Annotated in this window: 15 protein-coding genes; 6 read left to right on the top strand and 9 right to left on the bottom strand. The window is 74.2% G+C overall.

Translation table 11 applies throughout. From position 1 onward, the window contains the following. Nucleotides 1-12 precede the first annotated feature (12 nt). Nucleotides 13-579, top strand: coding sequence for a Uma2 family endonuclease (locus AOM46_RS28555; protein WP_062216707.1), 567 nt, complete (start codon nucleotides 13-15; stop codon nucleotides 577-579). A gap of 156 nt (nucleotides 580-735) precedes the next feature. Here AOM46_RS28555 and AOM46_RS28550 read toward each other — a convergent pair whose 3' ends face one another. Genes AOM46_RS28550 through AOM46_RS28540 form a run of 3 tightly spaced genes read right to left on the bottom strand, consistent with a single transcriptional unit; the run spans nucleotide 736 to nucleotide 5,987 of the window. Then, nucleotides 736-1,404 carry a hypothetical protein gene (locus AOM46_RS28550; RefSeq protein WP_062216705.1) on the bottom strand — a complete coding sequence of 223 codons (669 nt, stop codon included), beginning with the start codon at nucleotides 1,402-1,404 and terminating at the stop codon, nucleotides 736-738. Continuing rightward, nucleotides 1,401-4,901, bottom strand: a complete 3,501-nt coding sequence (locus AOM46_RS28545) for a CHAT domain-containing protein (RefSeq protein ID WP_062216704.1) — start codon at nucleotides 4,899-4,901, stop codon at nucleotides 1,401-1,403. Before AOM46_RS28545 ends, AOM46_RS28550 begins: the two co-directional genes overlap by 4 nt. A 27-nt stretch (nucleotides 4,902-4,928) precedes the next feature. Then, entirely contained in the window at nucleotides 4,929-5,987 is a 1,059-nt protein-coding gene (locus AOM46_RS28540) for a helix-turn-helix transcriptional regulator (RefSeq protein ID WP_062216702.1), read from the bottom strand. 195 nt (nucleotides 5,988-6,182) lie between these two features. Here AOM46_RS28540 and AOM46_RS28535 point away from each other — a divergent pair, with 195 nt between their 5' ends. From AOM46_RS28535 to AOM46_RS28515, 5 genes are read left to right on the top strand one after another with little or no spacing between them, the layout of a single operon-like run. Next, the gene (locus AOM46_RS28535; RefSeq protein WP_062216700.1) at nucleotides 6,183-6,455 is read left to right on the top strand and encodes a phosphopantetheine-binding protein; all 273 of its coding nucleotides are present in this window, start codon (nucleotides 6,183-6,185) and stop codon (nucleotides 6,453-6,455) included. Beyond that, on the top strand, nucleotides 6,448-8,019 hold the full coding sequence (locus AOM46_RS28530; protein WP_062216698.1) for an acyl-CoA ligase (AMP-forming), exosortase A system-associated: 1,572 nt from the start codon (nucleotides 6,448-6,450) through the stop codon (nucleotides 8,017-8,019). Before AOM46_RS28535 ends, AOM46_RS28530 begins: the two co-directional genes overlap by 8 nt. Further along, on the top strand, nucleotides 8,013-8,846 hold the full coding sequence (locus tag AOM46_RS28525) for an ABC transporter ATP-binding protein (protein WP_062216696.1): 834 nt from the start codon (nucleotides 8,013-8,015) through the stop codon (nucleotides 8,844-8,846). Before AOM46_RS28530 ends, AOM46_RS28525 begins: the two co-directional genes overlap by 7 nt. After that, the gene (locus AOM46_RS28520; protein WP_062216694.1) at nucleotides 8,836-9,627 is read left to right on the top strand and encodes an ABC transporter permease; all 792 of its coding nucleotides are present in this window, start codon (nucleotides 8,836-8,838) and stop codon (nucleotides 9,625-9,627) included. Before AOM46_RS28525 ends, AOM46_RS28520 begins: the two co-directional genes overlap by 11 nt. 28 nt (nucleotides 9,628-9,655) lie before the next feature. Further along, a complete protein-coding gene (locus AOM46_RS28515; protein ID WP_062216690.1) occupies nucleotides 9,656-12,916 on the top strand; it encodes a type I polyketide synthase in 3,261 nt (1,086 codons plus the stop codon). A gap of 70 nt (nucleotides 12,917-12,986) precedes the next feature. Here AOM46_RS28515 and AOM46_RS28510 read toward each other — a convergent pair whose 3' ends face one another. The 6 genes from AOM46_RS28510 to AOM46_RS32615 all read right to left on the bottom strand — a co-directional run bounded on the left by AOM46_RS28510 (nucleotide 12,987) and on the right by AOM46_RS32615 (nucleotide 25,951). Continuing rightward, nucleotides 12,987-13,736, bottom strand: a complete 750-nt coding sequence (locus tag AOM46_RS28510) for a thioesterase II family protein (protein ID WP_062216687.1) — start codon at nucleotides 13,734-13,736, stop codon at nucleotides 12,987-12,989. Then, on the bottom strand, nucleotides 13,733-14,761 hold the full coding sequence (locus AOM46_RS28505) for an HAD family hydrolase (RefSeq protein ID WP_234314082.1): 1,029 nt from the start codon (nucleotides 14,759-14,761) through the stop codon (nucleotides 13,733-13,735). The genes AOM46_RS28510 and AOM46_RS28505 overlap by 4 nt, the downstream gene beginning before the upstream one ends. 41 nt (nucleotides 14,762-14,802) lie before the next feature. Beyond that, nucleotides 14,803-15,933, bottom strand: coding sequence for an acyl-CoA dehydrogenase family protein (locus AOM46_RS28500; RefSeq protein WP_062216684.1), 1,131 nt, complete (start codon nucleotides 15,931-15,933; stop codon nucleotides 14,803-14,805). A 5-nt stretch (nucleotides 15,934-15,938) separates the two neighbouring features. Next, on the bottom strand, nucleotides 15,939-16,217 hold the full coding sequence (locus AOM46_RS28495; RefSeq protein WP_062216681.1) for an acyl carrier protein: 279 nt from the start codon (nucleotides 16,215-16,217) through the stop codon (nucleotides 15,939-15,941). Nucleotides 16,218-16,266: 49 nt separating this feature from the next. Beyond that, nucleotides 16,267-17,118 (bottom strand): 3-hydroxyacyl-CoA dehydrogenase family protein, encoded by an 852-nt coding sequence (locus AOM46_RS28490; RefSeq protein WP_062216678.1) that lies wholly within the window; start codon nucleotides 17,116-17,118, stop codon nucleotides 16,267-16,269. A 73-nt stretch (nucleotides 17,119-17,191) separates the two neighbouring features. Beyond that, entirely contained in the window at nucleotides 17,192-25,951 is an 8,760-nt protein-coding gene (locus AOM46_RS32615) for a type I polyketide synthase (RefSeq protein WP_062216675.1), read from the bottom strand. Nucleotides 25,952-25,953 lie beyond the last annotated feature (2 nt).

The following is a 25,953-nucleotide window of genomic DNA, read 5'->3' as shown; positions in this document are numbered from 1 at the left end:
GGGAGGTGCTTCATGACGGCCGAGATGGTCGCCCCAGCGTGGATGCATGAGCAGATCACGGCGGAGGAGTACGAGTCCTGGTCCGAGGAACAGTGCGCCGGCATCGAGATCGTGGATGGGATGGTCGTCGTGAGTCCGAGCGCGTCCAAACGGCACAATCGAGTGGCCAGGATTCTCGCGAACGCCTTGGACGCGGCTGCGGGCCCGGAGTGGAATGCCGACACGGACTTCGACGTCCGGCTGCAGGACGTTCCGCTGACCAATCGCCGCCCGGACGTCGTTGTATACCGGGCGGACACGATCGATATCGCCCCCACGCGCCCTGAGCATGTGCTGCTGGTCGCGGAGGTGGTGTCGCCGGGCTCCGAGACCACCGACCGGATCGTGAAGGTCGACCAGTACGCCAAGGCCGGCATCGGCTTCTACTGGCGGATCGAGCAAGCCGCGACAGGCGTTCCTCTCGTGTACACCTACGTTCTCGACCCCGCGACGAACACGTATCGGGACGGAGACGTGTTCACCGGCGTCCTCAAGGTCGTGGCTCCCTTCCCGGTGGAATTCGACCTCACCCGGATCTGACCACGTGCTGACCAGCCGACGGCGGCGCGTGAGCGATGCCGCGCGGGCTGCCCGGTACAGGGCGGCATGAGCCGGATCACGCGGCTTGCCGCGCGACTCTGGCCAGGGGAAACAGCACCCCCGGCAGCGCCAGGCACCCCGGCAAGGAGATCGTCGTCACTTCGACAGCACGATGGTGTGGGGCGACGGTGCGAGGCGTGCTCGGTAGCGGCGGATGCCCCAGTCGTGGCGTTGTAGTTCGGCGGCCAACAGGGCTTCCGCCGTGTTCAGTTGGTCGGGGACGAGTTCCACCAGGGCGGCCACCGGGTGGTCGCCGACCAGGGGGAAGCCCTTGGTACGGCGGAACTCCCACTGCGGGTTCGGTTGGGACGCGCCGTGGCCGCGGACGATCCACCGGTCGTTTTCCGGGCCCGCGCCCGCTGGTTTCTCCACGCCCACGTTCAGCAGACCTGCCCTGACCGTGAAGTTCATGCCCGTGCCGGAGCCGGTGGCCGGGCGGGTGCGTTCGCCGGGGTCGATCAGTCGCGCGACGGGCCGGGTCGGGCCGTCCGGTGTGGACAGTGCCACCCCCAGGGAGGCGTGGTGGAAGGTACCTCTGGCGGTCGGTGTCTCCGGGCGGAAGGAGCACACCATCAGCAGGTGCCGGAACTCGCGGTCGGGCGCCGCCCTGACGTAGGACGCCCACTCGGTGGGCACGCCCTCGTGGTCGGCGGGCAGCACGTCCCAGCCGAAGGTGAGCCTGCCGCGCAGCGGCTCGTCGTCGGCCGGGCTGCCGAGGGTGTGCTCCGGCACGAGCTCGATCTCGTGCGACCGGACCTCGGTCATGCCACGGCTCCCTTGCTCAGACCATGCAGGTAGGTGAACGTTCCCCAGTCACGGTAGTGGGGATAGCGGGCGCGGGTGGCGAGTTGGGCCTCGCGGAAGGCGCGCTCCGGGTCCGTGCCGTGCGCGATCTCACGGTGCATGTGGTGGTAGAAGTACGTGGCCGGCTTCGGGCGTACGGGCCACAGGCACCCGACGACGGCCTGCGCGCCGGCGGTGATCAGGGCCGACGGGATGCCACGGACGTTGTCCGCGCGGTCGAATCGGCCCAGCGCGGACTCGCACGCGGCGAGCGTGACGAGGCGGACACCGCGCAGATCGGCCTCCAGGAAGTCGGAGGCCAGGACTCGGCCGTCGTCGTCACGGCCCGGGGTGAGATAGAGACAGTGCATCCACGGGGCATCCTGGTCCAGCGTTCCGTGCACGGCGATATGCACCACGTCCGCCGTGGCCAGTTCGGCGAGCAGTCCCGCCCGCGTGGCCGCCGGTCCGGTGACGGCCTCGGCCCCGACCGCGTCGGCGACCTGCCGCGCGTGCTCCTCCAACGCCGGTTCGGCGTGCAGCCCGTAGGGCACGCCGCCGTCGGCGGAGGCCAACACCGCGGTGCGGCGCGGCCGTACGGGGCCGGGGGCGGGTGCGGGCGTCAGGGCTTCGAGACCGGCGATGGTGGTGACCGTCCAGCTGTCGGCGATCATCCGGTCCCCGATATGGCACAGCGGTAGCGGCAGGTAGTGCAGCGCGCCGTGCGGCCAGGCCAGGATCCGGTCCTTGCCCCGCGCCTGCCATCCGTCCCACAGTTCGCCGTCGCCGAGCGGTATGTCGCCCGGCTGCCGCAGCAGTCGGTCGCCTTCCGGCGTCACATCGCCGAACAGCGGGTCGCGTTCGATCTCCGTGCGGATCGCCTCGACCCGGTCCGCCACCGGGTGCCGGTCGCTGTTCTCGTCCGCGCCGTCGCCCAGGTGCACGACGAGTGTCTGGCTCTCCCGGGTGACCGCGACAAGCACGGCCGCGCCGCTGACGGCGGCGGGCAGGAACCAGGTCAGCAGCACGGTCCGGTCGTCCAGCAGCTCGTTTGTCCGCCGCCAGAGGTGCTGGTCGTCGATGAGCGCTGTCGAGCGGCGGCTCAGCTCCTCGTCGATGAGCGACGAGACGCGCCACCGCACGTTCCTGGCGATCCCTCGGGTGTCGCGGCCGCCGGGACGGCGGTCGCCGTCCAGGACGTTCAGCAGGTTCGTCGACATGCCCGACGCGCCGCGGGAGGCGGCGGGTTCCTCCAGGTCACGCAGCTTGCCGAGCAGGTGCTGGAGGTGCGCGGGCAGCGTGAGCGGGCCGTCGATCCGCCACCACGCGCCCAACTCCGGTCCCTTGCCGGCCTGGTGCAGACCGAGCATCAGCCCCAGCGGGAGAGTCTCGGAATTCACGGCGAGCTGCCAGACAGCCGAGTGCACGAGGTCGCGCAGGAGCCCGCCGAGTTCGGGCGCGCGGCTCGTGTCGAAGTTCGGCACGTCCACGAGGATCGCGGACAGCGCGCCCCCGAGTTCCTCGCCCCGGAGGGTGCCCACCCGCTGCACGAACGGCACCAGGCTCGCCCGCGCCAGTTCCTCGAAGCCGAGCGAGGCATAGCCGAGTGCCGCATAGGTGTAGTAGCCACAGGGGAACGGGACAGGGCCGGAGACCGGCTCGCCCGCCTCGGCGGCCTGGTGGTACAGGTCCGCCGTCAGCAGCCTGGCCTCTTCGCTCCTGAACTCGCCCGCCTGCCTCAGGAGGGTCAGCCCCAGCGCCGGTTGCCGCAGGTCGCGGGCGTGTGCGGCCGCGTGCAGCAGCGCCGCCGACCGTTGCCCGTCGGCCCAGGAGAGTGGGAACGAGGCGGCGAGCGGATGGTCAGGGCCCGGGCATCCGGTGGGATCGTCGGGCAGCACATGGAGCCGCGCCTCGGTCAACTGCCTGCGGTGGGCGTGGTCCCCGGGGACGTCGAGCCGTTCCGCCCAGTCCAGCACGGTGCGCAGCAGCTGCCGGTCGGCGCGTTCCAGGGCCAGGTTGACGCCCTGGCTGATCACCTTCGCGGTGGTGTCGCTGCCATGGGCGGCCACGAAATCGGGCAGGGACGATCCGAACAGCGACCCGGGCAACCCGTCGACCAGCTCCCCGGGAAGGTCGTCAAGCACCCGGAGGAGGAACAGGCCGACATCCGGATCGTCCGAGGTGGACGAGGTGGACGAGGCGAGCCAGGTGGACAGGGCAGCCCCCGCGTAGTCCTGGCGAACTCCCTTCCCGTCCGCGAGGATCTGCGCAAGCGACGCCAGGAGCCGGGGCTTTCGCCGCCCGCCGTCCAGCTCCAGGGCGCGCAGCAGCAGCTCTCCCGCCTCCGCCCACAGCCGGTGGGACTCGGCCTGGAAGGGCTCCTCTTCGGTGAACCACATGCGGTACAGATCCGCGTCCAGCCGGGCGGACCAGACGGTGAGCATCCCGCGCGCGTAGTGGTCGGCCGCCAGGTCCCCGGGGCCCCTGGTGGCCATCCGCAGTCGGGCGGCGGCCAGCAGCGCGGCCTCCAGCGCGGTGGGATCGCTCGGCGTGTCGATCAGCCGTGACGCCAGCGCGTCGGCCTCCTCGAACACCGCGCGATCGCATCGGCTCGCGACCAGGCGGACGGCCAACTCGACGGCCCGGAGCGCCGCTTCCCGCCAGGCGGCCGCCGCCCCGCAGGCGTCGGCCACCTCGCCGACCAGCGTCCAGTAGACATACATGAACTCGGCCAGGCCACGGTCGTCGCGGAACTCGTCCCGGAACAGCAGGGTCACCATCGCCTCGGCGGGAAGGGGTCGGTCCCCGTGTTCCGCCAGGGCCCGTCGCGTCCGCTCCAGTTCGCGCGCCTGTCGCTTGGCCTGGGGCAACGACATGATGTGGTCGCACACATGGTGTGCCAACTCCATCAGCGTGCCGACCGGGTCGATGAGGAACGTGACCGTCGGTGTGTCGTCCTCGCCGGTGTGCGGTCGGTGAGTCGGCGCGCCGAAACGCACGGGGCCGGCGCACACCATGCCCTGGCGTGTCTCGAAGTCGAGAGCGTCGAGCGGATCGTCCGGGTCCGACAGCAGGTGGGAGACGACCAGCAGGACGGAACCCGAGGCGGTCGCCGTCTCCTGCCAGGCCGGGGGCAGTCCCAGGCGAAGGTCGTGCACAAAGGGCGCGCCGTCCGGGCCGAGGACGGACAGTACGCCTTGGTCGTCCCGTGTGACACACCACCGGTGGTCGACGGGGTGGGCGATGGGCAGCGCGTCGAGTGAGAGGAGCACCGGGAGGCCCCACCAGCCGTTCGCGCGGGTGAAGAGGCTGCCGCCGGCCCCGTCTCCGGCGGTGAACGGGCTGATGGCGGCCAGTCCTACCGCCAGTGCCGCATGCCGGACACCGTCCGCCTCCACCAGGAACGCCCAGCCGGTGATGTCCCGCGACAGCCGCACCCGATCCCCCCGCGCCAACCGGTCGTCGACGGGTTCCACCATGGCACGACCCGCGCGGGCACCGGACCGTCAGCCCCCCGAGCCCGTTGGGTGGTTCGGTGGGGTGAGGGGGAAGCGGGTGGCGGCGCGGACGCCGGCTTGGAAGCGGCTGACGGCGTCCAGGCCGCGGAGGAGTTCGGCGATATGGCGTCGGCAGGTGCGGACCGACATGCCCAGGCGTCGGGCGATCACCTCGTCCGTGAGGCCCTGGGCCATCAGCCGGGCCAGGGACTGCCGCAGATCGTCGGCGGCCTCCGCGTAGCCGGGGTCGCCGGAGGCGAACGGGGCGGCGTCCTCCCAGAGTTGGTCGAAGAGTTCCAGCAGGAAGCGCACCACGTCCGCGTCCCTGACCAGGCGCGCGGTCGGTTCGGCGTGTTCCGAGACGGAGACCAGCACCGCCGAGGAGCGGTCGAACACCACGGCGGCGCGGGGGACCTGGCTGAGGGTGCGGATCTGTGCCCCGGCCGTCGCGAGCCGGGTGGCCTTGGCGCGGGCCGCGAACCCGGTTCGGCTGCGGTGCGGGGCCAGCACCCGGGTGGGCACCTTCCGCTCCAGCACCTCGAAGCAGGGGTCGAGGAGTTCGTCCAGGACCTCCTCGGCGACATGCCCCGGGCGCAGCACCACCAGTTCCCTTCGGCAGGTCGGCGTCGCCAGCTTGAACAGGCCCCGGATCTCGGCGATTCCGGTCAGGGTGTCCGGCTCGACGCGCGGTTCGGCCTCGTCCGAGGCCGGCGCTGTCACCGCGTGGATGCTCTCGCGCAGCCGGTCCGCCAGTTCGCGACGTCGGTAGATGGCGCGTTCGATCGGCGCGACCAGCAGGTCGGTGGCCAGTTCGGGCGGGGTGGGCACCAGACGTCCGTCGGGGCCGTCGCCCGTGGCGACCAGCCGCAGCTCCACCAGGCGCGTCGCGGCCACCAGCAGGGTCGAGACCGGGACGCCCAGTTCGGCGGCGGCCGGCTCCAGCGGGCCCAGCTCGCCCCGCTGGAGCACATAGCGGTAGAGCGTCGCCGTGTGGTCGTCGCCGGACGCGTCGCGCGGACGGTCAGCCCCGGGGGGCAGTCCGATATGCGGCAGGGCAGCCGTGGTCATGTGTCCTCCGATGCGGAAGAGGGACTCAGCCGGGCCACCGTGACAGACCCCCTCATCACCGCACTACCTCCACGCCCTCCCCCCGCCATCGCGGCGGTGATAGCGGGACAAGAGCGTGGCGAGGGAGGCCCCTGGTTTCCTCGGCGCGCCGGCGGGCGACCCGCCGGCCGAGGACGTCCGAGAAGAACGAAGAGCATGGTGACGACGATGGACATACCGCGCACGTTCCTTACGACCCTGGTGACGCATCTGCCCTACGCCGGCGACGGCGGCCTCGCCCCGTCGGACGACCTCGCCGCGCTGGGGCTGGACTCCATGGGGGTCGTCCAACTGCTGACGGACCTGGAGGAGACCTACGGCCTCGACCTCCCGGACGAGCTGATCACCGAGGAGACGTTCGAGACCGTCGGTTCGCTGTGGCGCGCGGTCGGCGGGGTGCTCCCGGCGGAGAGGTTCGCCGATGCCTGAGCCGCTGCCGGCGCGGGTGGACCGGCTGCTCGCCGGCGGCGCACCCGACCGGCCCGCCCTCAGCTACCGGGACGAGACCCTGACCTACGCCCAACTCGCCGACCGGGTGGCACGGTTCGCCGGGGGCCTGTACGCCGGGGGCGTGCGCCGGGGCGACCGGGTCGCCGTCTATGCCGAGAAGCGCCCGGAGACGGTGGTGGCGCTGCTGGCCGCGTCCGCCGTTGGCGCGGTCTTCGTGCCGCTCAACCCGCTGCTGCGGGAGCGTCAGGTGCGGCAGGTCCTCGGGGACTGCGCCCCGAGGGTGTTGGTCACCACCGAGCAGCGGCTGGCCACCGTCGAGGCCGCGTTGGGGCCCGAAGGCCCGGTCGAACGGGTGGTGACCATCGGCTCGGACACCTGGGAGCGGTGGGCCACCGGCGAGCCGATGAGGAACGACGCCGCCGACCGGGTGATCGACGCCGATCCGGCGGCGATCCTGTACACCTCGGGCAGCACGGGCGGGCCCAAGGGCGTGGTGGTCTCGCACCGCAATCTGCTGGCCGGCGCCGAGAGCGTCGCCGGCTATCTGGGGCACACCGCCGACGATGTGCTGCTGGGCGTGCTGCCGTTGAGCTTCGACGCCGGTCTCAGCCAGCTCACCACGGCCCTGGTGGCCGGCGCCCATCTGGTGCTGGTCAACTACCTCAGGCCGGGGGAGGTCGTCCGGCTGTGCGCCAGGCACCGGGTCACCGGGCTCACCTGTGTGCCGCCGCTGTGGCTCCAACTGGCCGACGCGGACTGGCCGGAGGAGGCCACCGCGAGCCTGCGGTACTTCGCCAACACCGGCGGTCGGCTGCCGCTGGCCGCCCTCGACGCGCTGCGCCGCGCGCTGCCCGGCGCGGCGCCGTATCTGATGTACGGGCTGACGGAGGCGTTCCGCTCCACCTATCTGGACCCGGCGCAGGTGGACCGGCGTCCCGACTCGATCGGCCGGGCCGTGCCCAACGCCGAGATCCTGGTGGTGCGGCCCGACGGCACGCCCTGCGAGCCGTACGAGCACGGCGAGTTGGTGCACCGGGGCGCGCTGGTGGCCCTCGGCTACTGGCGGGACCGGGAGCGCACCGCCCGGCGGTTCCGGCCGGTGCCGGGCGAGCCGCCGGCCGGCCGCCAGGAGACGGCCGTCTGGTCGGGCGACACCGTCTACCGGGACGAGGACGGCTATCTGTACTTCGTCGGCCGCGCCGACGACATGATCAAGACCTCCGGCTACCGGGTCAGCCCCACCGAGGTCGAGGAGGCGGCGTACGCCACCGGACTGGTCGGCGAGGCCGTCGCGTTGGGCGTTCCCGACGAGCGGCTGGGGCAGCGGATCGCGCTGCTGGTGACGGCCCGCGCGGACGCCGAGGTCTCCGTTCCCGCGCTCACCGGCGCGCTGGCCGGGGCGCTGCCCGGCTACATGGTGCCGCGTGACATCGAGGTCAGGACCTCGCTGCCCCGGTCCGTCAACGGCAAATTCGACCGGGTCGCCCTGCGCGCTTCGCTGCGGGGGACCGCACCCACCACGCCCCAGGAGGTCCCGTGCTAGAGGCCATCGAACTCACCAAGGCCTATGACGAGGTGCGCGCGCTCGACGGTTTCAGCCTGACCGTGGAGGCCGGCGAGATCGTCGGCCTCGTCGGTCACAACGGCGCCGGCAAGACCACCTTTGTGGAGATGGTCTCCGGCCTGCTCAGGCCCGACAGCGGCACCGTCAGGGTCGGCGGGCGGCCGCCGGCCGAGACCCGTGGCGAGATCGGCATCTCCCCCCAACACATCGCGCTCTACCGCCCGTTGACGGTGCGCGAGCATCTGAGGCTGTACGGCGGGATCGCCGGGCTGCGGCGCGGCGCGCTGAGCGCGGCGATCGACGAGCTGGCCACCGCGCTCCAGCTGACCGGCTTCATCGACCGCAGGGCGGGGCTGCTCTCCGGCGGCCAGCAGCGCCGGGCGCAGGCCGCGACGGCGCTGATCCACCGGCCGGGACTGCTGCTGCTCGACGAGCCCACGGCCGGCGCCGACCCGGAGACCCGCGCGGCGCTGCTCGACGTGGTCAAGCAGCGCGCCGCCGAGGGCACCGCCGTCGTCTACACCACCCACTACCTCTCCGAGCTGATGGTCCTCCAGGCCACCCTCGCGGTCGCGGTCAAGGGCCGTGTCATCGCCAGGGGCACCAGCGCCGAGCTGCTGGACGGCCTGCCGGGCGAGGTGCGGGTGACGGCGGGCGACCAGGAGCTGCACGTCTCCTCGCAGGACCCGACCGGAAGCCTGCTGGAGATCCTGCGCACCGTGGACCGGCCCGTCGAGTCGGTCGAACTGCGTCATCCGTCCCTCGACGACCTCTACCACTCCCTGGCGGTCACCCATGTCAACTGAGACCCGGACCGTGCCCACCCTCACCACCCTGGGCGACGCCTTCCACCGCACCCGGGCGCTGGTCGGCTACAACCTGCTGCTGCGGTTGCGGGACCCGTCCCAGCTGATCAGCTATCTGGTGACGCCCATGGTGTTCATGCTGATGCTCCAGCCGCTCTACGAGGAGGCGTTGGAGACCGGCACCGTGCACGCCGTCACCGGCCAGTTGGTGATGTTCTCCGTCTTCGCCATGGCCATCGTCGGCAACGCCATCTTCGTGGAACGCGAGTGGCGCACCTGGGACCGGCTGCGGGCCAGCCGCGCGGCGCGTTGGGAGCTGCTGGTCGGCAAGGCGGTGCCGGTCTTCGTGGTGCTGCTCTTCCAGCAGACGGTGCTGTTCGTGTACGGGATCGTCGTCATCGGGATGCCGCTGCCGGTCTCGTTGCCGCTGCTGCTGGCCGCGATGTCGGTGTGGGGGACCACCCTGCTGGCGATGGGCGCGGCGCTGGCGACCGTGGTGCGCAGCCGGGGCGATCTGATCGTCGCCTGCGATGTGGGCGCCATCGTGGTCAGCACGGTGGGCGGCACGTTCCTGCCGGTGGATCTGATGCCGGGCTGGGCGCAGAATCTCGCCCCGTTCTCGCCGGGGTACTGGGGTCTCTCCATGCTGCGCGCCGCCGTCGAGGGGGACGCCGGCGGAACGTTCAGGCCCGCCCTGGTCTGCCTCTCCATCGCGGTGGCCACCGGGGCCTTCGCGACCTACCGCCTCGCCCACGGGTGGGGCCGCAGCCATCTGGTGTGATCGCCGTGACCGAGGCAGGGACCCACCCGTGAACCCGAACGAGCAGGACTTCCCGAAAACCACCGAACTCCCGGGACGCGCCGAGGCGTTCGACGGGGACGAGAACGAGAACGGTTACGAGGAGGCGGTGGCCGTCGTCGGGATGGCCGGCCGTTTCCCCGGCGCCGCCGATGTCGCCGAGCTGTGGCGGGCCCAACTGGCGGGTGTCCCCGGGCTGCGCCGCGTCACCGAGGCCGAACGCGCGGCCGCCGGCGTCCGGGAGGGCCCCGGGTACGTTCCGGTGGCCGGCCCCGTGCCGGGCCTTGAGGAGTTCGACGCCCAGGCGTTCGGCCTCACCGAACGCGAGGCCAGGACCCTGGAGCCGCACCACCGGCTGCTGCTCGAATGCTCCTGGGAGGCGCTGGAGTCGGCGGGCCGTCCGCCCGTCCGCCCCGGGCTTCCCGTGGGCCTTTTCGCCGGCTGCGCCTTCCCCGACTACCTGACCCGCCATGTGCCCGATCTGGCCCACGAGCCGGACGGCGCACGGCTGTTGGCGGCGGGCGTCGAACGGGACTCGCTGACCTCCCTGGTCTCCTGGCGGCTGGGTCTCTCGGGGCCCAGCCTCACCGTGCAGAGCTACTGCTCCACCTCGCTGGTGGCCGTGCACCTCGCGTGCCAGAGCCTGCTCACCTTCGAATGCGATCTCGCCCTGGCCGGCGGCGCCCATCTGCCGCTGCCCCAGGGCGGCGGCTACCGCTGGGAGGAGGGCGGCATCCTCTCGCCCGAGGGGCGCGCCGCCAGCCTCGACGCGTCCGCCGACGGCACCGTGATGAGTTCGGGCGCGGCCGTCGTCGCGCTGCGCCGGCTCTCCGACGCGCTCGCCGACGGCGATCCGGTGCACGCCGTGATCCTGGGCTCGGCCGTCAACAACGACGGGCCCGACCGGGCCGGTTACGCGGCGCCGGGCGTCGTCGGCCAGGCCGCCGTGATCGAGACGGCCCAGGCCGTCGCCGGCGTCAAGCCGGAGTCCGTCGGCTATCTGGAGTGCCATGCGGTGGGCACCCCGCTCGGCGACTCCATCGAGGTGGACGCGGTCGGCCGGGTCTTCTCCGGGGCCAGGGAGACGCCCTGCGTGCTGGGCTCGGCCAAGCCGCTGATCGGCCATCTGGACCGGGCGGCCGGGGTGACGGGGCTGATCCGCGCCGCGCTGGCGCTGCGGGACCGGGTGCTGCCCGCCACCGCCGGGTTCCGTTCCCCCAACCCGGCGTTGGCCGCGGCCGCCGACCGGCTGACGGTGCTCACCGAGAACCGGCCCTGGCCCGAGGGGCCCGAGCCGCGCCGGGCCGGCGTCAGCTCCTTCGGCGTCGGCGGCACCAACGCCCATGTGGTGCTGGAGGAACCGCCGGCCGGAGAAGTCGGGGACGTCGCGGCGCCCCGCCCTGGCCCGCATCTGCTCACCCTGTCCGCCGCCGATCCGGCGGCGCTGGACGCGCTGACCGGCAGGCTCCGCGACCAGCTGGCGCGCCATCCGGAGACCGACCTCGCCGATCTCGCCCATACGCTCCAGGTCTCCCGGGGCGCGCTGCCGCTGCGGCGGGCCGTGGTCGTCCGCGACCACGCCGACGCGCTGGTCGCGCTCGCCGATCCAGACCGCTGGTGGGACGCCCGTGGTGGGCTCCGCCCGCCGTCGGTCGGCGTCACCGGCCGGGGCGGGCCGGCGCTCGACGCGGCGGTGCGCCGGCTGTGGGGCGCCCCCGGGCTGGCCGACGGCCTGGCCCGGCTGGGCGTGCGGATCGCCGAGGGCGCCGCCGAGGAGATCGACGCCGACGCGGGCGACGCCGCCGCCGATCCCGCGTGGTGGCTGACGGAGACGCTGGCCCGGCTCTGGCTGGCCGGGGCCAGGCCCGACTGGGCGGCCCTGCACGGCGGCCGGGGGCGCCGACTGCCGCTGCCCACCTATCCGTTCCAACGCGCCCGCCACTGGATCGAGCCGGTGGCCACCGCGCCGGACGGCGACACCTGGGCGCCGGCCTGGCGCCGCCTGCGGCCGCCCACGCACGATCTTGACCGGCGGCTGCGCCAAGCCGGGCCCTGGCTGCTGCTGGTCGCCGACCCGGCGGGCGAGGCCCTGGCCGACCGGCTGCTGCGCGCCGGCGCCGAGACGGCCGTGGTGCGCCCCGGCGAGACGTTCCAGGCGCTGCCCGACGGCGACTTCACCGTCGGCGGCGCGGCGGACCTCGCCCGGCTCCCCGGCGCCCTGGTCGGGGTGGTGCGCCGGGTGGTGTACGGATTCGCGCTGGCCGACGACGCGCGCGACCATCCGGCGGCGCTGGCCGCGCTGGTCGGGGCGCTGGGCGAGGACGCGCTGTTCTCGGCCACCGAGCTGGTGGCGTTCACCTCGGGCGCCCTCGGCGTGCTGGGCCCCGATCTGGTCCGGCCCGAACACGCGGCGCTGGGCGCCGAGTTCGGCGCGCACCAGGTGGATCTGGCGCCGGACGCCGACCCCGAGCAGGCCCTGGCCGCCGCCCTGGCGCCCGAGGCCGGGCCGCTCGCGGTGCGCGGGCCCGGCATCTGGGCGGCCGTCCGGGAGCCGGTGACGCTGCCCGAAGGCGCCGGGGCGAACGGGCGGTCGGTGCTGCTGGTCGGCTCCGACGAGGCCGTCGAGCGGCGGCTGGTGGCCGCCGGGGCGCTGCTCACCCCGGTTGCCGAGCCCTCGCCGGCGGCGCTCGACGCGGCCGTGCGGACGGCCCTGGCGCGGCACGGGCGGCTGGACGCGGCCGTCCTTGTCCGCCCGACGCCGGCCGAACTCGACGCCGTGCAGGGCGCGTTGGGCGAGCTGGCGGGTCTGGCGCGGGTGGTGATCACGCCGTCGGAGACGGTGGCGGCCGCCGCCCGCGCGGCCCGGCACGGGGGCGCGGGCCGCTGGCTGGCCGCCGGGGGCGAGGCCGCCGGCGGCGCCGTCGACCGGCTGCTGGCCGCCGCGGGCCATCTGGAGCAGGTGACGGTGGACCGTCCGCCGGCGGCCGCCGCGCCCGCCGTCCCGCCCGCCGGGCGGGCCCGGCCGGTCTCGGCCCGGCCCGAGGCGCCGGACGAGCGGGCCGTCGCCGAGCTGTGGTGTCTGGCGCTGGGCTGCGAGGAGGTCGGGCTGGACGACAACTTCTTCGATCTGGGCGGCCGTTCGGCGGGCGCGGTGCTGCTCGCCGAGCGGCTTGGCGCGGCCTTCGGGGTCCGGCTGCCGGCGACGGTGGTGCTGGAACATCCCACGGTGCGCCGCCTCACGGACCATCTGGCGGGGCTCGAAGCGGACTGAGACCGCCGGCCGAGAAGACAGCGGCCCGGTCGCCCCGTGGGGGGCGGCCGGGCCGCTGTCGTGGGAACGGTCAGCCGGGGACCGGCGCCAGCGGCGCCAGCGCGTCGCGCAGCGCCGCCAGGGTGCGCTCCTCCTGGTCGAGCACCGCGAAGTGCCCGCCCCGGTAGGTGTGCGCGGTGAACCGGCCGACGGTCTGTTCGCGCCAGGCGGCGACATCCGCGACGGAGACCCGGGGATCGGCGTCCGCGCCGAGCGCCGTCAACGGGATGTCCAGCGGCGGCCTGGGCCGGTAGCGGAAGCTGTTGCGGATCACCAGATCGGACCGCACCCGGGGCAGCAGCATCCGGGCCACCCTGGGGTCGGCCAGAAACGCCTCCGGGGTGCCGCCGAGGGACCGCATCAGCTTCAGCACCTCCTCGTCCGTCACCCGCTCGGCGTCCGGCGTCAGCGTCTGGGGCGCGGCACAGCCGGAGACCACCAGATGGGCCGGTGGCCGGCCGCCGCGCGCCAGGACGGTGTGGATCAGCTCGAACGCGACCAGCGCGCCCAGGCTGTGCCCGAACAGGGCGTAGGGGCCCGGGGTTTCGGCGATCAGCAGCTCCGCCAGCTCGGCGCACAGCTCGTCCAGGGAGTTGTGGGGCGGCTCGCCCATCCGGGTCTCCCGCCCGGGGGGTTGCAGGGGGCAGACGGCGACCCCCGCCAACCGTCCCAGCCAGGGACGGAAGGCGGAGGCCGAACCCCCGGCGTGCGGCAGGCAGTACAGCCGGGTGCCGCTCCCGGTCGGGGGCTGGGGCAGCCAGCCGCCCAGGGCGCCGGTCACGGCTCCACCCGCAGCCGCACATACGCCGGCGGCGGCTGGAGCGCGTCCAGATCGGCGGCGAGCGTGGTGTGCGCGCCGTCCCTGGCGACCTCACGGAAGCCGCTGAACGCGTAGGTGATCTGCATCATCCGGTTGCGCCCGGTCTCCACGAAGTCGGCCTCCAGGCCGGCGCCCGCCGCCTTCGCCAGGCCCATCACATGGCCGAGCAGCACCGAGCCGACGCCTCGGGAGAGCACCCGGCAGGACATCAGCAGCATGTTGAGCCGCCAGTTGGGCGTGGCGCGCTCCACCAGGGCAAGACCGATCTTCCCGTAGGAGCCGAACCGGTCGGTCAGCGAGGCCACCAGCAGCAGATGGTCGGGGGAGGACCGCAGCGCGTCCAACTCGTCGTAGGAGTAGGTGCGTCCGGTGGAGTTCAGCTGGTTGGTGCGGACCGTCAGCTCCTCGGCGCGCTGCAGGTCCTCCCGCTGGGCGCGGGCGATCTCGAACGTCATGTCGAGGCCGGCGAGGAAGTCCTCGCTGGTGCCGACGAACTCCGCCTGGAGATCGTCCCTGGCCAGCTGGCTCTGGTACATCGCGCGCCGTCGGCCCGACTCGTCGGTGACAAACCGGGGCCGGAACTCGGGGCGCACCAGCGCCGTGTCGATGCACTCGGCGTCCACCAGCGTCACCTGCGGCAGCGCGTGGGCGACCTCGGCCCGCTCGAACTCCTGGTCGTCGACGAAGGCGAACGCGTCCAGGCCCAGGTTGAGCTTGGCCGCGATCTCCTGGATCGCCGTCGACTTGGGGTTCCAGGAGATGCGCGGATAGAGGAACAGGTCGGCGAGACCGAGGCGTTCCAGCGCGGCCAGCGCCGCGTCGGGATCGTTCTTGCTGGCGACGGAGTGCAGCACGCCCATGGCGTCCAGCCGGCGGATGTGCTCCACCACGCCGGGCCGCACCCGGACCTCGCCGTCCTCCAGCAGCACCCCGTCCCACACGGTGTTGTCGAGGTCCCACACCACGCACTTGATCCTGCCCCGCACGGGTTTCACCGTTTCGGTCACCGGTGTCGTCACGGCCTGGGTCACGCCCCCCGCCTCCGATACGCCTCGCCAGCGATGGTGGTCCGCTGGATCTCGTTGCTGCCCTCGATGATTTCCATGACCTTCGCGTCCCGGTAGTAACGGGACACCGGATGGTCGCCCGCGCAGCCGGCCGCGCCATGGATCTGCACCGCCTCCGAGGCGTGCCGCGCGGCGGCCGTGGAGGCGAAGTACTTGGCGACCCAGGTGGCCGCCAGCGTCGCCTCGTCGCCCGCGTCCTTCAGCCGGCCGGCCTCGGCCACCAGCAGCCGGGCCGCCCGCACATCGGTGACCATCTCGGACACCTTCGCCCGGATCAGCGGCAGTTCGCTCAGCGGCACCCCGCCCACGGTGCGGGTCTCGGTATAGGCGGCGCTGGCGTCCAGGCACGCCTGGACGATGCCGACGGAGCCGGCGGCGACGCTGTAGCGGCCCAGGTCCAGGGTGCCGGTGAGCAGCATCCCGGAGGCGAAGCCGGCCGGGCCCAGCAGCGCGTCGGGGCCGAGCCGCACATCCCGGAAGGTGATCTCGGCGAGCATCGAGGCCCGGGTGCCCAGCATGTCGTCGATGGGGGTGACGGTCACGCCCGGCGTCTCTCTGGGCACCAGCAGGGCGACCGTGGCGGCCGGCCCCCTGGCGAACACCAGGAACAGATCGGCCCGTTGACCGTTGGTCGTCCACTTCTTGACGCCGTCGAGCACCCAGCCGCCGCCCTCGGGGCGGGCGGTGGTGGTGATGGCCGAGGTGTCGCTGCCGGCGCCCGGCTCGGAGAGGCAGAACGCGCCCAGCACCCGCCCGGTGGCCACCTCCCGCCCCCAGCGGTCGAGTTGTTCCGCGCTGCCCCAGCGGCGCAGGGCCCAGGCCAGCATCGTGTGCACCGTCAGCAGGCTGCGCACCGAGGAGCAGCCACGGCCGAACTCCTCGTGCACCTCGCCCAGGGTGACCATGTCCGTTCCGGCGCCGCCGAGTTCGGGCGCCAGGAACGGCGCCCACAGCCCGGCCTCGGCGATCCGCGCCAGCACCTCGTCCGGTACCCGCCCGGCCCGGTCCCACGCCCCGGCGTGCGGAACGACATGTTCGTCGACGAAGCGGCGCGCGGTGGCGCGGTCCACCGCCGTCAGTAGGTCGGTCATCTCGCTCAGCCCGCCGCGACGGACGGCCGCAGCCGGCCGACCAGGGCGCTCATCGACTCGACGGTGCGGAAGTTGTCGATGTTCAGCTCCTCGTTGGGGATGGTCACCGCGAAGGCGCGCTCCACGAACATCACCAGCTCCATCGCGAAGAGGGAGTTGATGTAGCCCAGCGCGAAGATGTCCTGGGAGGGGGTCAGCTCCGCCTGGGGGAAACGGTCGGTGACAAAGCCGGAGATCCGGTCGCCGACGTCGTCGATGCTGGGGGTCGTCACGGTCTCGCTCATGGCACGCTCCTGGTCTGGCCGGTGGATCGGTTCGCTGGGTCGGATGGGGTCAGTTGGCGTTGGCGTAGGTGTAGAAGCCCCGGCCGGTCTTCCGGCCGTGCAGTCCGGCGTCCGTCATCTGCTTCAGCAGCGGGCAGGGCCGGTACTTGCTGTCGCCGTAGGCGTCGTAGAGCACCTCGACGCTGTGCAGGATGGTGTCGACGCCGATCAGGTCGGCGGTCTCCAGCGGGCCCATCGGATGCCCGAAGCAGCCGCGGAAGACCTCGTCGACGGACTCGGCGGTGGCGACGCCCTCGTGCACCAGGAACGCCGCCTCGTTGACGGTGAGCATCAGCACCCGGTTGGAGACGAACCCGGACGCGTCCTTGACGTCGACCCAGCGCTTGCCCATGGAGGTCAGCAGCTCCCTGGTGCGCTCCAGGGTCCGCTCGTCGGTGTGGAAGCCGGGGATCAGCTCCACCACCGGCTTGGCCGGCACCGGGTTCATGAAGTGGACGCCGACGACGCGCTGCGGATGGTCGCCCACGGAGGCGAGCCGGGTGATGGGGATGGCCGAGGTGTTGGCGACGATCACCGTCTCCGGCGGGCACACCCGGTCCAACTCGGCGTGCACCGCGCGCTTGGCCTCCCAGTTCTCGGTGATGTTCTCGATCACCACCTCCGCCTTGGCCAGCGACTCGACGCCGACGGCCGTCGTCACCGAGGCCAGCACGGCGTCCGCGTCCAACGCCGGGCCGCCCAGCAGCCGGCTCATCCGGCAGTCGCGGGCGATGGTCGCCCTGGCCTGGGTGAGCACCGCCTCGTCGCGGTCCACCAGGATCACCTCGTGGCCGCTCGTCGCCAGGTTCTGGGCGACGCCGGTGCCCATCACCCCGGCTCCCACCACACCGATCACTGCCATGGTTCCTCCGTCTCAATCGGTCCGTCGTACAAGGTCTGTCGGGGTCTGCTCCGGTACCGCCGGGCCGGGCGGCTCACGCCCGGCGGCGGCGGGCCGCGGCGGCCCGCAGGCCCGAGCGGCGCAGCCGCCCCTGGTCCTCGATCCGCCGCGTCGGGATGTCGGCCGCCTCGGGCGGCTCCGCCCCCGGCCCGTCGATCAGCCGGGCGAGCGCCGCGACCGTGGGGGCCTCGTGGATCACATGGGGCGGCAGATCGGCCTCGGGGAAGGACCCGCGCAGCGTGGCCAGCAGGCTGATCCCCAACAGGCTGGTGCCGCCCAGTTCGAAGAAGTTGTCCAGCGCGCCGACCCGTTCCAGCCGCAGCGCCTGGCACCACACCTCGGCGACGGTCGCCTCGGTCGGTCCCGCCGGCTCCTGGAAGGGGGTGACCAGCTCGGGGCGGGCATGCCGTGGGGTGTCGTCGCCGGCCGTCGGCGCCGAGGTCACCGCCTCGACGCTGAACCCGGTGGCGACCCGCACCACGGACGGCAGGTCCTGGGTGGAGACGACCACCTGGGGCGCGCCGGCGGCCAGCGCCCGCAGCAGGGTGCGCCAGCCCTGGTCGAAGGAGATGCCGAACTTCGCCCGGTGCTCGCGGAAGAAGGTCTGGATGTCCTGTTCGTAGCCGGACAGGCCCTCGTCCCACGCGTTCCAGGTCCACTCGCCCCAGGCGACCGAGACCACCGGTTGGTCGGCGCCCGCCGGCACGGCGTCCAGATAGGCGTTGGCCGCGCAGTAGTCGACCTGGCCGGGGCCGCCGCCGGTCACCGAGGTGATCGACGAGAACAGCAGCAGGAAGTCCAACGAGACGCCCTCGGCGCGCAGCGCCGTCAACAGGGCCTCGGTGCCGGCCACCTTGGGCGCCAGCACCTGTTCGGCGTCGCCCGGCTCCTTGAACTGCATCAGCCCGGTGCCCGCCACGCCCGCCGTGTGCAGCACCCCGTGCAGGGCGCCGAACCGCTCCACGGCCAGCCGCACCGCGCCCCGCACGTCCGACGGCTCGGCGACATCGCCCTCGACGACCAGCACCCGGCCGCCCAGCGCCTCGATGTCCAACACCCGCCGGACACGCTCCCTGACGCGCTCCGCGACGTTGCCGTCGTCGGTCCCGTCGGCGATCGCCGCCCAGCGCTCCCTGGGCGGCAGCCCGCGCCGGCCCAACAGCACCAGCCGGGCCCGGTGTTCGCGCGCCAGGCGCTCCGCCATGGCCAGGCCGATGCCGCCCAGACCGCCGGTGATCAGATACACGCCCTCGTCACGGGGCCGCAGCACGGCCTCCGCCTCCGGAACGGGCGGCAGCACCTGGTAGTCCGGCAGCCAACGCCGGCCGCCGCGCAGCGCCACGACCCGCCCTTCGGCGTCCACCGGCCGCCGCAGCTCGGCGACCACGGCCGCCGCGTCGGGCGTCGGCTCCACATCCACCAGTCGGGCCTCCACCCCCGGGTACTCCATGGGGATCACCAGCGTCGGGCCGACCAGGGTCGCGGCCTCGGGCCGCACCTCCTGGTCCGTGAGGACCCGCTGGCTGCCGCTGGCCACGATGTCCAACCGCCAACGGTCCAGGCCCAGTTCACCGGCGGCGCGGGCCAGCGCCGCCAACGAGTGCAGGCCGAGCGCCAACGGGTCGGCGGCCCCGGGGTCACCGAGGTTCCACAGATGCACCACCCGCTCCGGCCGGCCGGTCGCCGACCGCAGCGCGCGCAGCAGCGCCAGGGCGTCGTCCACCCGCCCGGGCCGCACCACGTACCCGTCGGGCCCCGCCGAGAACGCGGCGCCGGGACGCACCACCGTCACCGTGGCGCCGGTGGTCGCCGCCCGTTCCCGCAGCGCGGCGAGCACCGCCTCGCCGGGCCCCCGGCGGGCGAACACCAGCCAGGAGGACGGCTCCTCGGGCTCGGGCGCGGGCGCCGGCATCTGCCGCCACACCGGCAGATGCAGCCACTCCTCCTCGGGCAGCAGCGGAATCCGGTCGAACCTGGCCAGCGGCCCGTCGGCCGTCTCCTCCTCGGGGGCGGCGCCGAGCGCCCCCCGCGCGGCGGGCGCGGGATCGATCCAGAACCGCTGCCGCTGGAACGGATAGGTCGGCAGCGGCACCCGGCCGCGTCCGTTCCCCTCGTGGTGCGCGGCCCAGTCGATGTCCACGCCCAGCAGCCACAGCCGGGCCAGCGCGTCGGCGAGCACCGCGTCGTCGGGGCGCGGGTCGGCCTCGGCCGGCAGGGTGGCGGTGATATGCGCCCAGCGGTCCGGCGGGCAGCCGCCCGACCGCAGCAGCGCGCCCAGCGACTGGCCGGGGCCGATCTCCACCAGCGCCAGCCCCTCGTCCGCCAACAGGGCCTCGGCGGCCGCGTGGAAGCGGACCGGCTCGCACATGTGCCGCGCCCAGTAGCCCGGGTCGAGCACCTGCTCGGGCTCGATCGGCCGGCCCGTCACATTGGAGAGATAGGGCACGGTGGGCGGTCTGGGCGTCACGTTCTCCCGCACCCAGGCGGTCAGTTCGTCGGCGAGGGGCGCCAGCATCCGGGAGTGGAACGCGTGGCCGGTGCGCAGCGGACGGCTGGGCACCCCGGCGGCGGCCAGCCGCTCGGCGAGCCGCTCCATGGCGGCCGACGGGCCGGCGACCACGGTCAGTTCGGGACCGTTGACGGCCGCCACGTCCACGCCGTCCACGCCGTCCGCGCCGCCGGTGAGGAAACGGGCGCGCAGCTCGTCCTCGGCGAGCGGGACGGCGGCCATGCCGCCCGGCTCGACCCGGGAGATCAGCCGCGCCCGGTGCGCCACCAGGGCCAGCGCCTCGTCCAGGGTGAGCACCCCGGCCAGGCAGGCCGCGACATACTCGCCGACGCTGTAGCCGAACATCAGGGAGGGGGTCACGCCCCATTCCCGCAGGGTGCTCGCCAGGGCGTAGTCCACGGCGAAGACCAGCGGCTGCGCCAGCTCCGTGCGGCCCAGCCGCTCCGACCTGGGGTCCGTGGTCGCCTCGCGGCCCAGCAGCGCGGCCAGACCGCCGCCCGACTCCCGTTCACCGGCGAGGAGTTCGACGAGTCCTTCCGGCTCGGGCAGCCGCGCCAGGCAGTCGTCGAGCGCCGCGCGGAAGACCGGTTCGCGCCGGTACAGCTCGCGCACCATCCCCGGGTACTGCTCGCCGACGCCGGTGAACAGGAAGGCCACCCGCCGCCCCTGCGTCGGATCGAAACGGGTCGCCGGCGCGTCACGCAGCGCGCGCGCCGCCTCGGCCAGCCCCTCGGCCACCACCACCCGCCGGTGCTCGAACGTCCTGCGCCCGACCTGGAGGGTGAACGCCACGTCGCCCAAGGCGAGTTCGGGATGCTCGGCCAGATGGTCGGCCAGCAGCGCCACCGCGTCGTCCGCCGCCGCCCCGGTGCGTCCCGAGACCGGGAACACCTGGTGCCTGCGCTCGGTGCCCCCCTCGGGCGCGGGCGGGGCGGTGCGGCGCGGCGGCTCCTGGACGACGAGATGGACGTTGGTGCCGCCCATCCCCAGCGAGTTGACGCCGGCGATCCGGGGCCGCTCCCCGGCCTTCCACTCCGTCAGCTCCGCATTGACGTAGAACGGGCTGTTGGCGAAGTCGATCTCGGGGTTGGGCCGTTGGAAGTGCAGGGTGGGCGGCAGCAGCCCGTCGCGGACCGCGAGGGAGGTCTTGATCAGCCCGGTGGTGCCGGCGGCCCGGTCCAGATGGCCGACGTTCGGCTTCACCGAGCCGATCGGGCAGTACTGTCGCCGTTCCGTCGCGCCGAACGCCCTGGTCAGCGCGGCCACCTCGATCGGGTCGCCCAGCGGGGTGCCGGTGCCATGGGCCTCCACATAGCCGACGTCGTCGGGGGAGACCCGGGCGTCGGCCAGCGCCTCGGCGACCACGGCGGCCTGGCCCGCCACGCTGGGCGCGGTGTAACCGACCTTCAGCGCCCCGTCGTTGTTGATGGCCGAGCCGCGGATCACCGACCAGATGTGGTCGCCGTCGCGCAGCGCGTCACCGAGCCGCTTGAGGACGACCACGGCGGATCCGTCGCCGAACATGCTGCCGCGCGCCTCGGCGTCGAAGGTCCGCACATGCCCGTCGGGCGACTCCATGCCGCCCGGGCTGTGCCGGTGCCCGATCCGGTCGGGCACCCGCACGGAGACCCCGCCGGCCAGCGCCATCTCGCAGTCCCCGGCCCGCAGCGCCCTGATCGCGCTGTGCACCGCGACCAGCGAGGTGGAGCAGAACGTCTGCACCGCCACGCTGGGCCCGCGCAGGTCCAGCAGATAGGAGACGGTGGTGGTCAGCGCGTCCTTGTCGTTGCCCATCACCAGCTCGTAGATGCTGGCGTCCCGCTCGTCGGTGAACCGGCCGGCGATGCCCAGCAGATAGGTGCTCAGGTTGCAGCCGCCGAAGACGCCGACCCGGCCCCGGTGTTCGGGGCGGACATAGCCGGACTGCTCCAGCGCCTCCCAGCAGACTTCGAGGAAGAGCCGCTGCTGGGGGTCGGTCAGCGCCGCCATCCGGGGGCTCAGCCCGAAGAACGCGGCGTCGAAGCCCGTCACGTCGTCCAGCACCGGCCGGGCCGGCACATAGGCCGGATCGGCGATCTGCTCCGGGTCGACGCCCGCCTCGGCCAGCTCATCGGGGGTGAAGAAGCTGATCGACTCCACTCCCTCGCACAGGTTCCGCCAGAACGCCTGGACATCGCCGGCGCCGGGGAACCGGCCGGCCATCCCGACCACGGCCACCTGCCGGTCGAGCTCGTCGTCCCCGAACACGGGCGCGGGCGCGGGCACCGGCAGGGGCGCCGGCCCGGTCACGGGCGCGGGCGCGGGCACGGCGGCCTTCGGCCGGGTGAGCCCGGCGACGCAGTCGGGCAGCGGCGGGGCCGAGACCGGGGGCAACGTGGCCCGGACGGCGGTGGGTTCGGCGGCGCGTTCGACGACGGGAGCCGGCGTCTGGGCCGTGGCCCGTTCGTCGACCAGTTCGGCCAGCGCGGCGACCGTCGGGCGTTCGAAGAGCGTCACGGTGGGGACGGCCACCCCCAGCGCCCTTCTGACCTCGCCCAACATCTGGAGCGCCAGCAGCGAGTTGCCGCCCAGCTCGAAGAACGCGTCCCTGGCACCCACCGGTTCGACGCCCAGCGTCCGCGACCAGATCTCCGCCAGCGCGGTTTCCGGCCCTGGGGCCGGCGGGACATACGGCTGGGCCAGCTCGGGCCGGGGGAAGCGGGCCGCCTCGGGGGCGGCGGTCGTCGACCGTTCGGCCAGGCCGGGCAGCCGGTCGGTCAGCCCGCCGGCGGCGGCCAGCAGCGTGTCGTCGCCCCGGGTCAGGACCCGGTCGAAGGCTTCGGTGGCCTCCGCCTCAGTCATGGCATGGGCGGCGAGGGCGTCGCCGATCCGCCCCTCGACCCGTGCGGCGGTGCCAGGCCAGGTGTCCCAGGCCACAGTCCGCCAGCGGGTGCCGGCCGCGCGGCCCCGCACCAGGGCGGCGAGCGCGGCGTTGGCCGCCGCGTAGCCGCCGAGCGTCACCCCGCCGAGCACCGCCGAGGTGGAGGAGAACAGCACGCACCAGTCGGGACGCCGCTCCCTCGGCAGCTCGTCCAGCAGTTCGGCCAGCAGCGCGGCGCCCTCGACCTTCGCGCCGAACTGCCTCTCCAGCGTGTCCCGTTCGAGCCCGGCCAGCGGAAGCAGCGTCTCAGGGCCCGCGTCGGCGGCGGCGTGCACGACGCCGTCGAACCGTTCGGCCGCCAGCAGCTCCCGCATCGCCGCCCGGTCCCTGGCGTCGATCCTGGGCGTCACGATCTCGGCGCCCAGGCCGCGCAGCCGCGCCGCCCGCTCGCCGGGCTCGCCCCGGCCGGTGAGCACCAGCCGGCCGGCGCCGCGCCGCGCCAGATGCTCGGCGAGCAGCAGCCCGACGGGCCCGAGGCCGCCGGTCACCAGATAGCTGCCGCCGGCCCTGACGCCCGTCGCGGGGCGGGCCTCGGCCGGTTCGAAGGTCACCAGATGGCGTCGCCCGCCCCGGTGCGCGACCAGTGTCGCCTCGGCGGGCCCGGCCAGTTCGGCGGCCAGCGCCCGGGCGGCCTCCGCCGGGCCGTAGGCCGGGTCCAGGTCCAGGCAGCGCCGCTCGACGCCGGGGTGTTCCTGGTCGGCGACCACCGGGAGGACCGCGAGGGCGGCCTGGCCCGGGGCCGCCGGCTCGGCGCCGGTGACCCCCTGCCCGCCCCGGGTGACCAGCAGCACCGGGGCCGTGGCGGCGACCAGCCGGGCCGCCACCGAGGAGACGGCGGCCACCGGATCGGCCATGTCCAGCGCGGAGAGGTCGACCACCACATCGGGGCGTTCGGTGACGATCTCGCCGCCGGCCCGGCGCACCAGGGCGGCCAGCGCCTCGGCCACCCCGCCGGCGTCGGGCACGATCAGATGACGGCCGGTCAGCGGCGCCTGTTCGGCCTCCCGGGCAGGCGTCCAGCGGGGGCGCAGCAGCCGCACCCGGTCCTCGGCGGCCCCGGCGGCCGCCGGCGGGTCGATCCAGTAGCGGGCGCGTTGGAACGGGTAGCTCGGCAGCGAGACCCGGCGCGCCGGCCGGCCGGCCCGGTAGGCCGACCAGTCCAGGGGCGCGCCGGCCAGCCAGAGTCGTCCGGCGGCCTCGGCCAGCGCCCTGCGGGCGGCGGCCGGCTCGTCCCCGGCCGGCAGCAGCGGGAGCGTTCCGGCGCGGCCCGTGCCCACCTCGACCAGCGGCTCGAACCCGGCGGGCGCGGCGAACGCGTCGGACGCGCAGACCTGTTCGCTCCAGAACGCCGGATCGGCCGCCCGCTCGGGGGCGACCTCGTCGCCGGTGGTGACCGACAGCAGCGTCGGCGCCTCGGCGATCGGGCGCAGCCGCCCGGTCAACCAGCGGGTCAGCGCCCCGCGTTCGGCGGGCGAGGGAACGGCGCCCGACCGGGCGCGGCGGGCCGCGAACTCGGCCGCGTCGGCGGGGGACAGCACCCCGAGGTGCGCGGCCAGCGCGGCGGCGCCGGTGCCGCCGCCGGCCACGGCGGTCGGCGTCACGCCCCAGGACGCGGGCAGCGCGGCCAGCGCCAGCGCGTCGGCGACGGGGCCTTGCGGTTCGGTGAGCCGGTCGCGTTCGGCGCGGAACGCCGGCTCGGTGGCGTACAGCGCGGCCATGGTCGCCGGATGCGCGGTCGGCAGGGCGCCGAAGAGCAGCCCGGTGCGGCCGGTGCCGTCCGCCCCGGTGGCGACCGAGCCGGCGCGCAGCGCCTCGGCCGCCTCAGGGACCGTGCCGGCCACCAGCATCCGCCGGTGGGGCAGCTCGCGGCGTCCGGTCTGTAGGGTAGCGGCGACATCGGCGAGCGCGTCGTCGGCGCCGGTCAGCCGGGCCGCGAGATCGCGGGTGGCCTGGTCGGCGGCGGACGCGGTGTGCGCCGACCACACCAGCGGCTCGGGGCGCTCGGCACCCGGGCCAGGAGCCGGGGGAAGCGCCGGGAGGGGGGCCTCCTCGACCACCACATGGGCGTTGGTGCCGCCGATGCCGAAGGCGCTGACGCCGGCGCGCCGGGTCCGCTCCTCGGTGCGCGACCAGGGGCTGCGCTCGGTGACCACGCTCAACCTGGCGGTGCCGTCGGCCAGTTGCGGATTGGGGCGTTCGAGGTTCAGGGTGGCAGGCAGCTCGCCGTGGTGCAGGGCGAGCGCCGTCTTGATCAGTCCGGTGACGCCGGCGGCGCGGTCCAGATGGCCCAGGTTGGTCTTCACCGAGCCGACGCGCACCGACTCGCCGGCGAAGACCCGTTGCAGCGCGGCCAGTTCGGCGGCGTCGCCCAGGGCGGTGCCGGTGCCGTGCGCCTCCACGTAGTCGATGTCGCCGGGCGCCAGTCCGGCGGCGGCCAGCGCCTCCTCGATGACGGCCGCCTGTCCCGCGACCCCGGGGGCGGTGAAGCCGACCTTGTGTCCGCCGTCGTTGTTGACGGCCCAGCCGCGCAGCACCGCGTACACCCGGTCGCCGTCGGCGAGCGCGTCGGAGAGACGGCGCAGTGCCACCACGCCGACGCCGCTGCCCAGCGGGGCGCCGAGCCCGGCCGCGTCGAACGCCCGGCATCTGCCGTCCGGCGGGGCGATCCCGCCCTCCTGGTAGAGATAGCCGACGCGCTGCGGCACGGTGACGGAGACGCCGCCGGCCAGCGCCACATCGCACTCCAGGTTGGCGAGGCTGCCGGCCGCCACACACACCGCGACCAGCGAGGTGGAGCAGGCGCTCTGCACGGTGAACGCGGGGCCCGTCAGGCCCAGCAGATGCGCGACACGGGTGGCCAGGGTGTCCTTCTCGTTGCCCAGCGTCACCCCCATGTCCAGGTCGATGCCGGCGGGCACCAGATTGCTCGTCAGATAGGTGCTCCAGGCGGTCCCGGCGAAGACGCCGACGGAGCCCTCGAAGCGGGCCGGATCGCAGCCGGCGTCCTCAAGCGCCGCCCAGGAGTGCTCCAACAGCAGCCGGTGCTGCGGATCGAGGACCTGTGCCTCCCTGGGCGTCAGCCCGAACAGTCCGGCGTCGAACTCCTCGACGCCGTCGATGACCGCGCCCGCCCGCACATAGGCGGGGTCGGCCAGCAGTTCGGGCGCGACCCCGGCGTCGCGCAGCTCGTGCTCGGTGAACTCGGTGATCCCCGAGCGGCCGGCCAGCACGGACTCCCACAGCGCCGCCACATCGCGGGCGCCGGGGAACCTGCCGGCCATGCCGACCACGGCGATATCGGTCGGCGCCGCCTCGTCTTCGGGGTCTTCGGGCCGCGCCTCGGCGGCCTGGGTGTACTCGCTCACGT

Source organism: Streptomyces sp. NBRC 109706, assembly GCF_000974485.1.
Classification (GTDB): domain Bacteria; phylum Actinomycetota; class Actinomycetes; order Streptomycetales; family Streptomycetaceae; genus Streptomyces.
The sequence above is the reverse complement of the archived record's forward strand: the minus strand, read 5'-3'. Positions and strand labels throughout refer to the sequence as shown.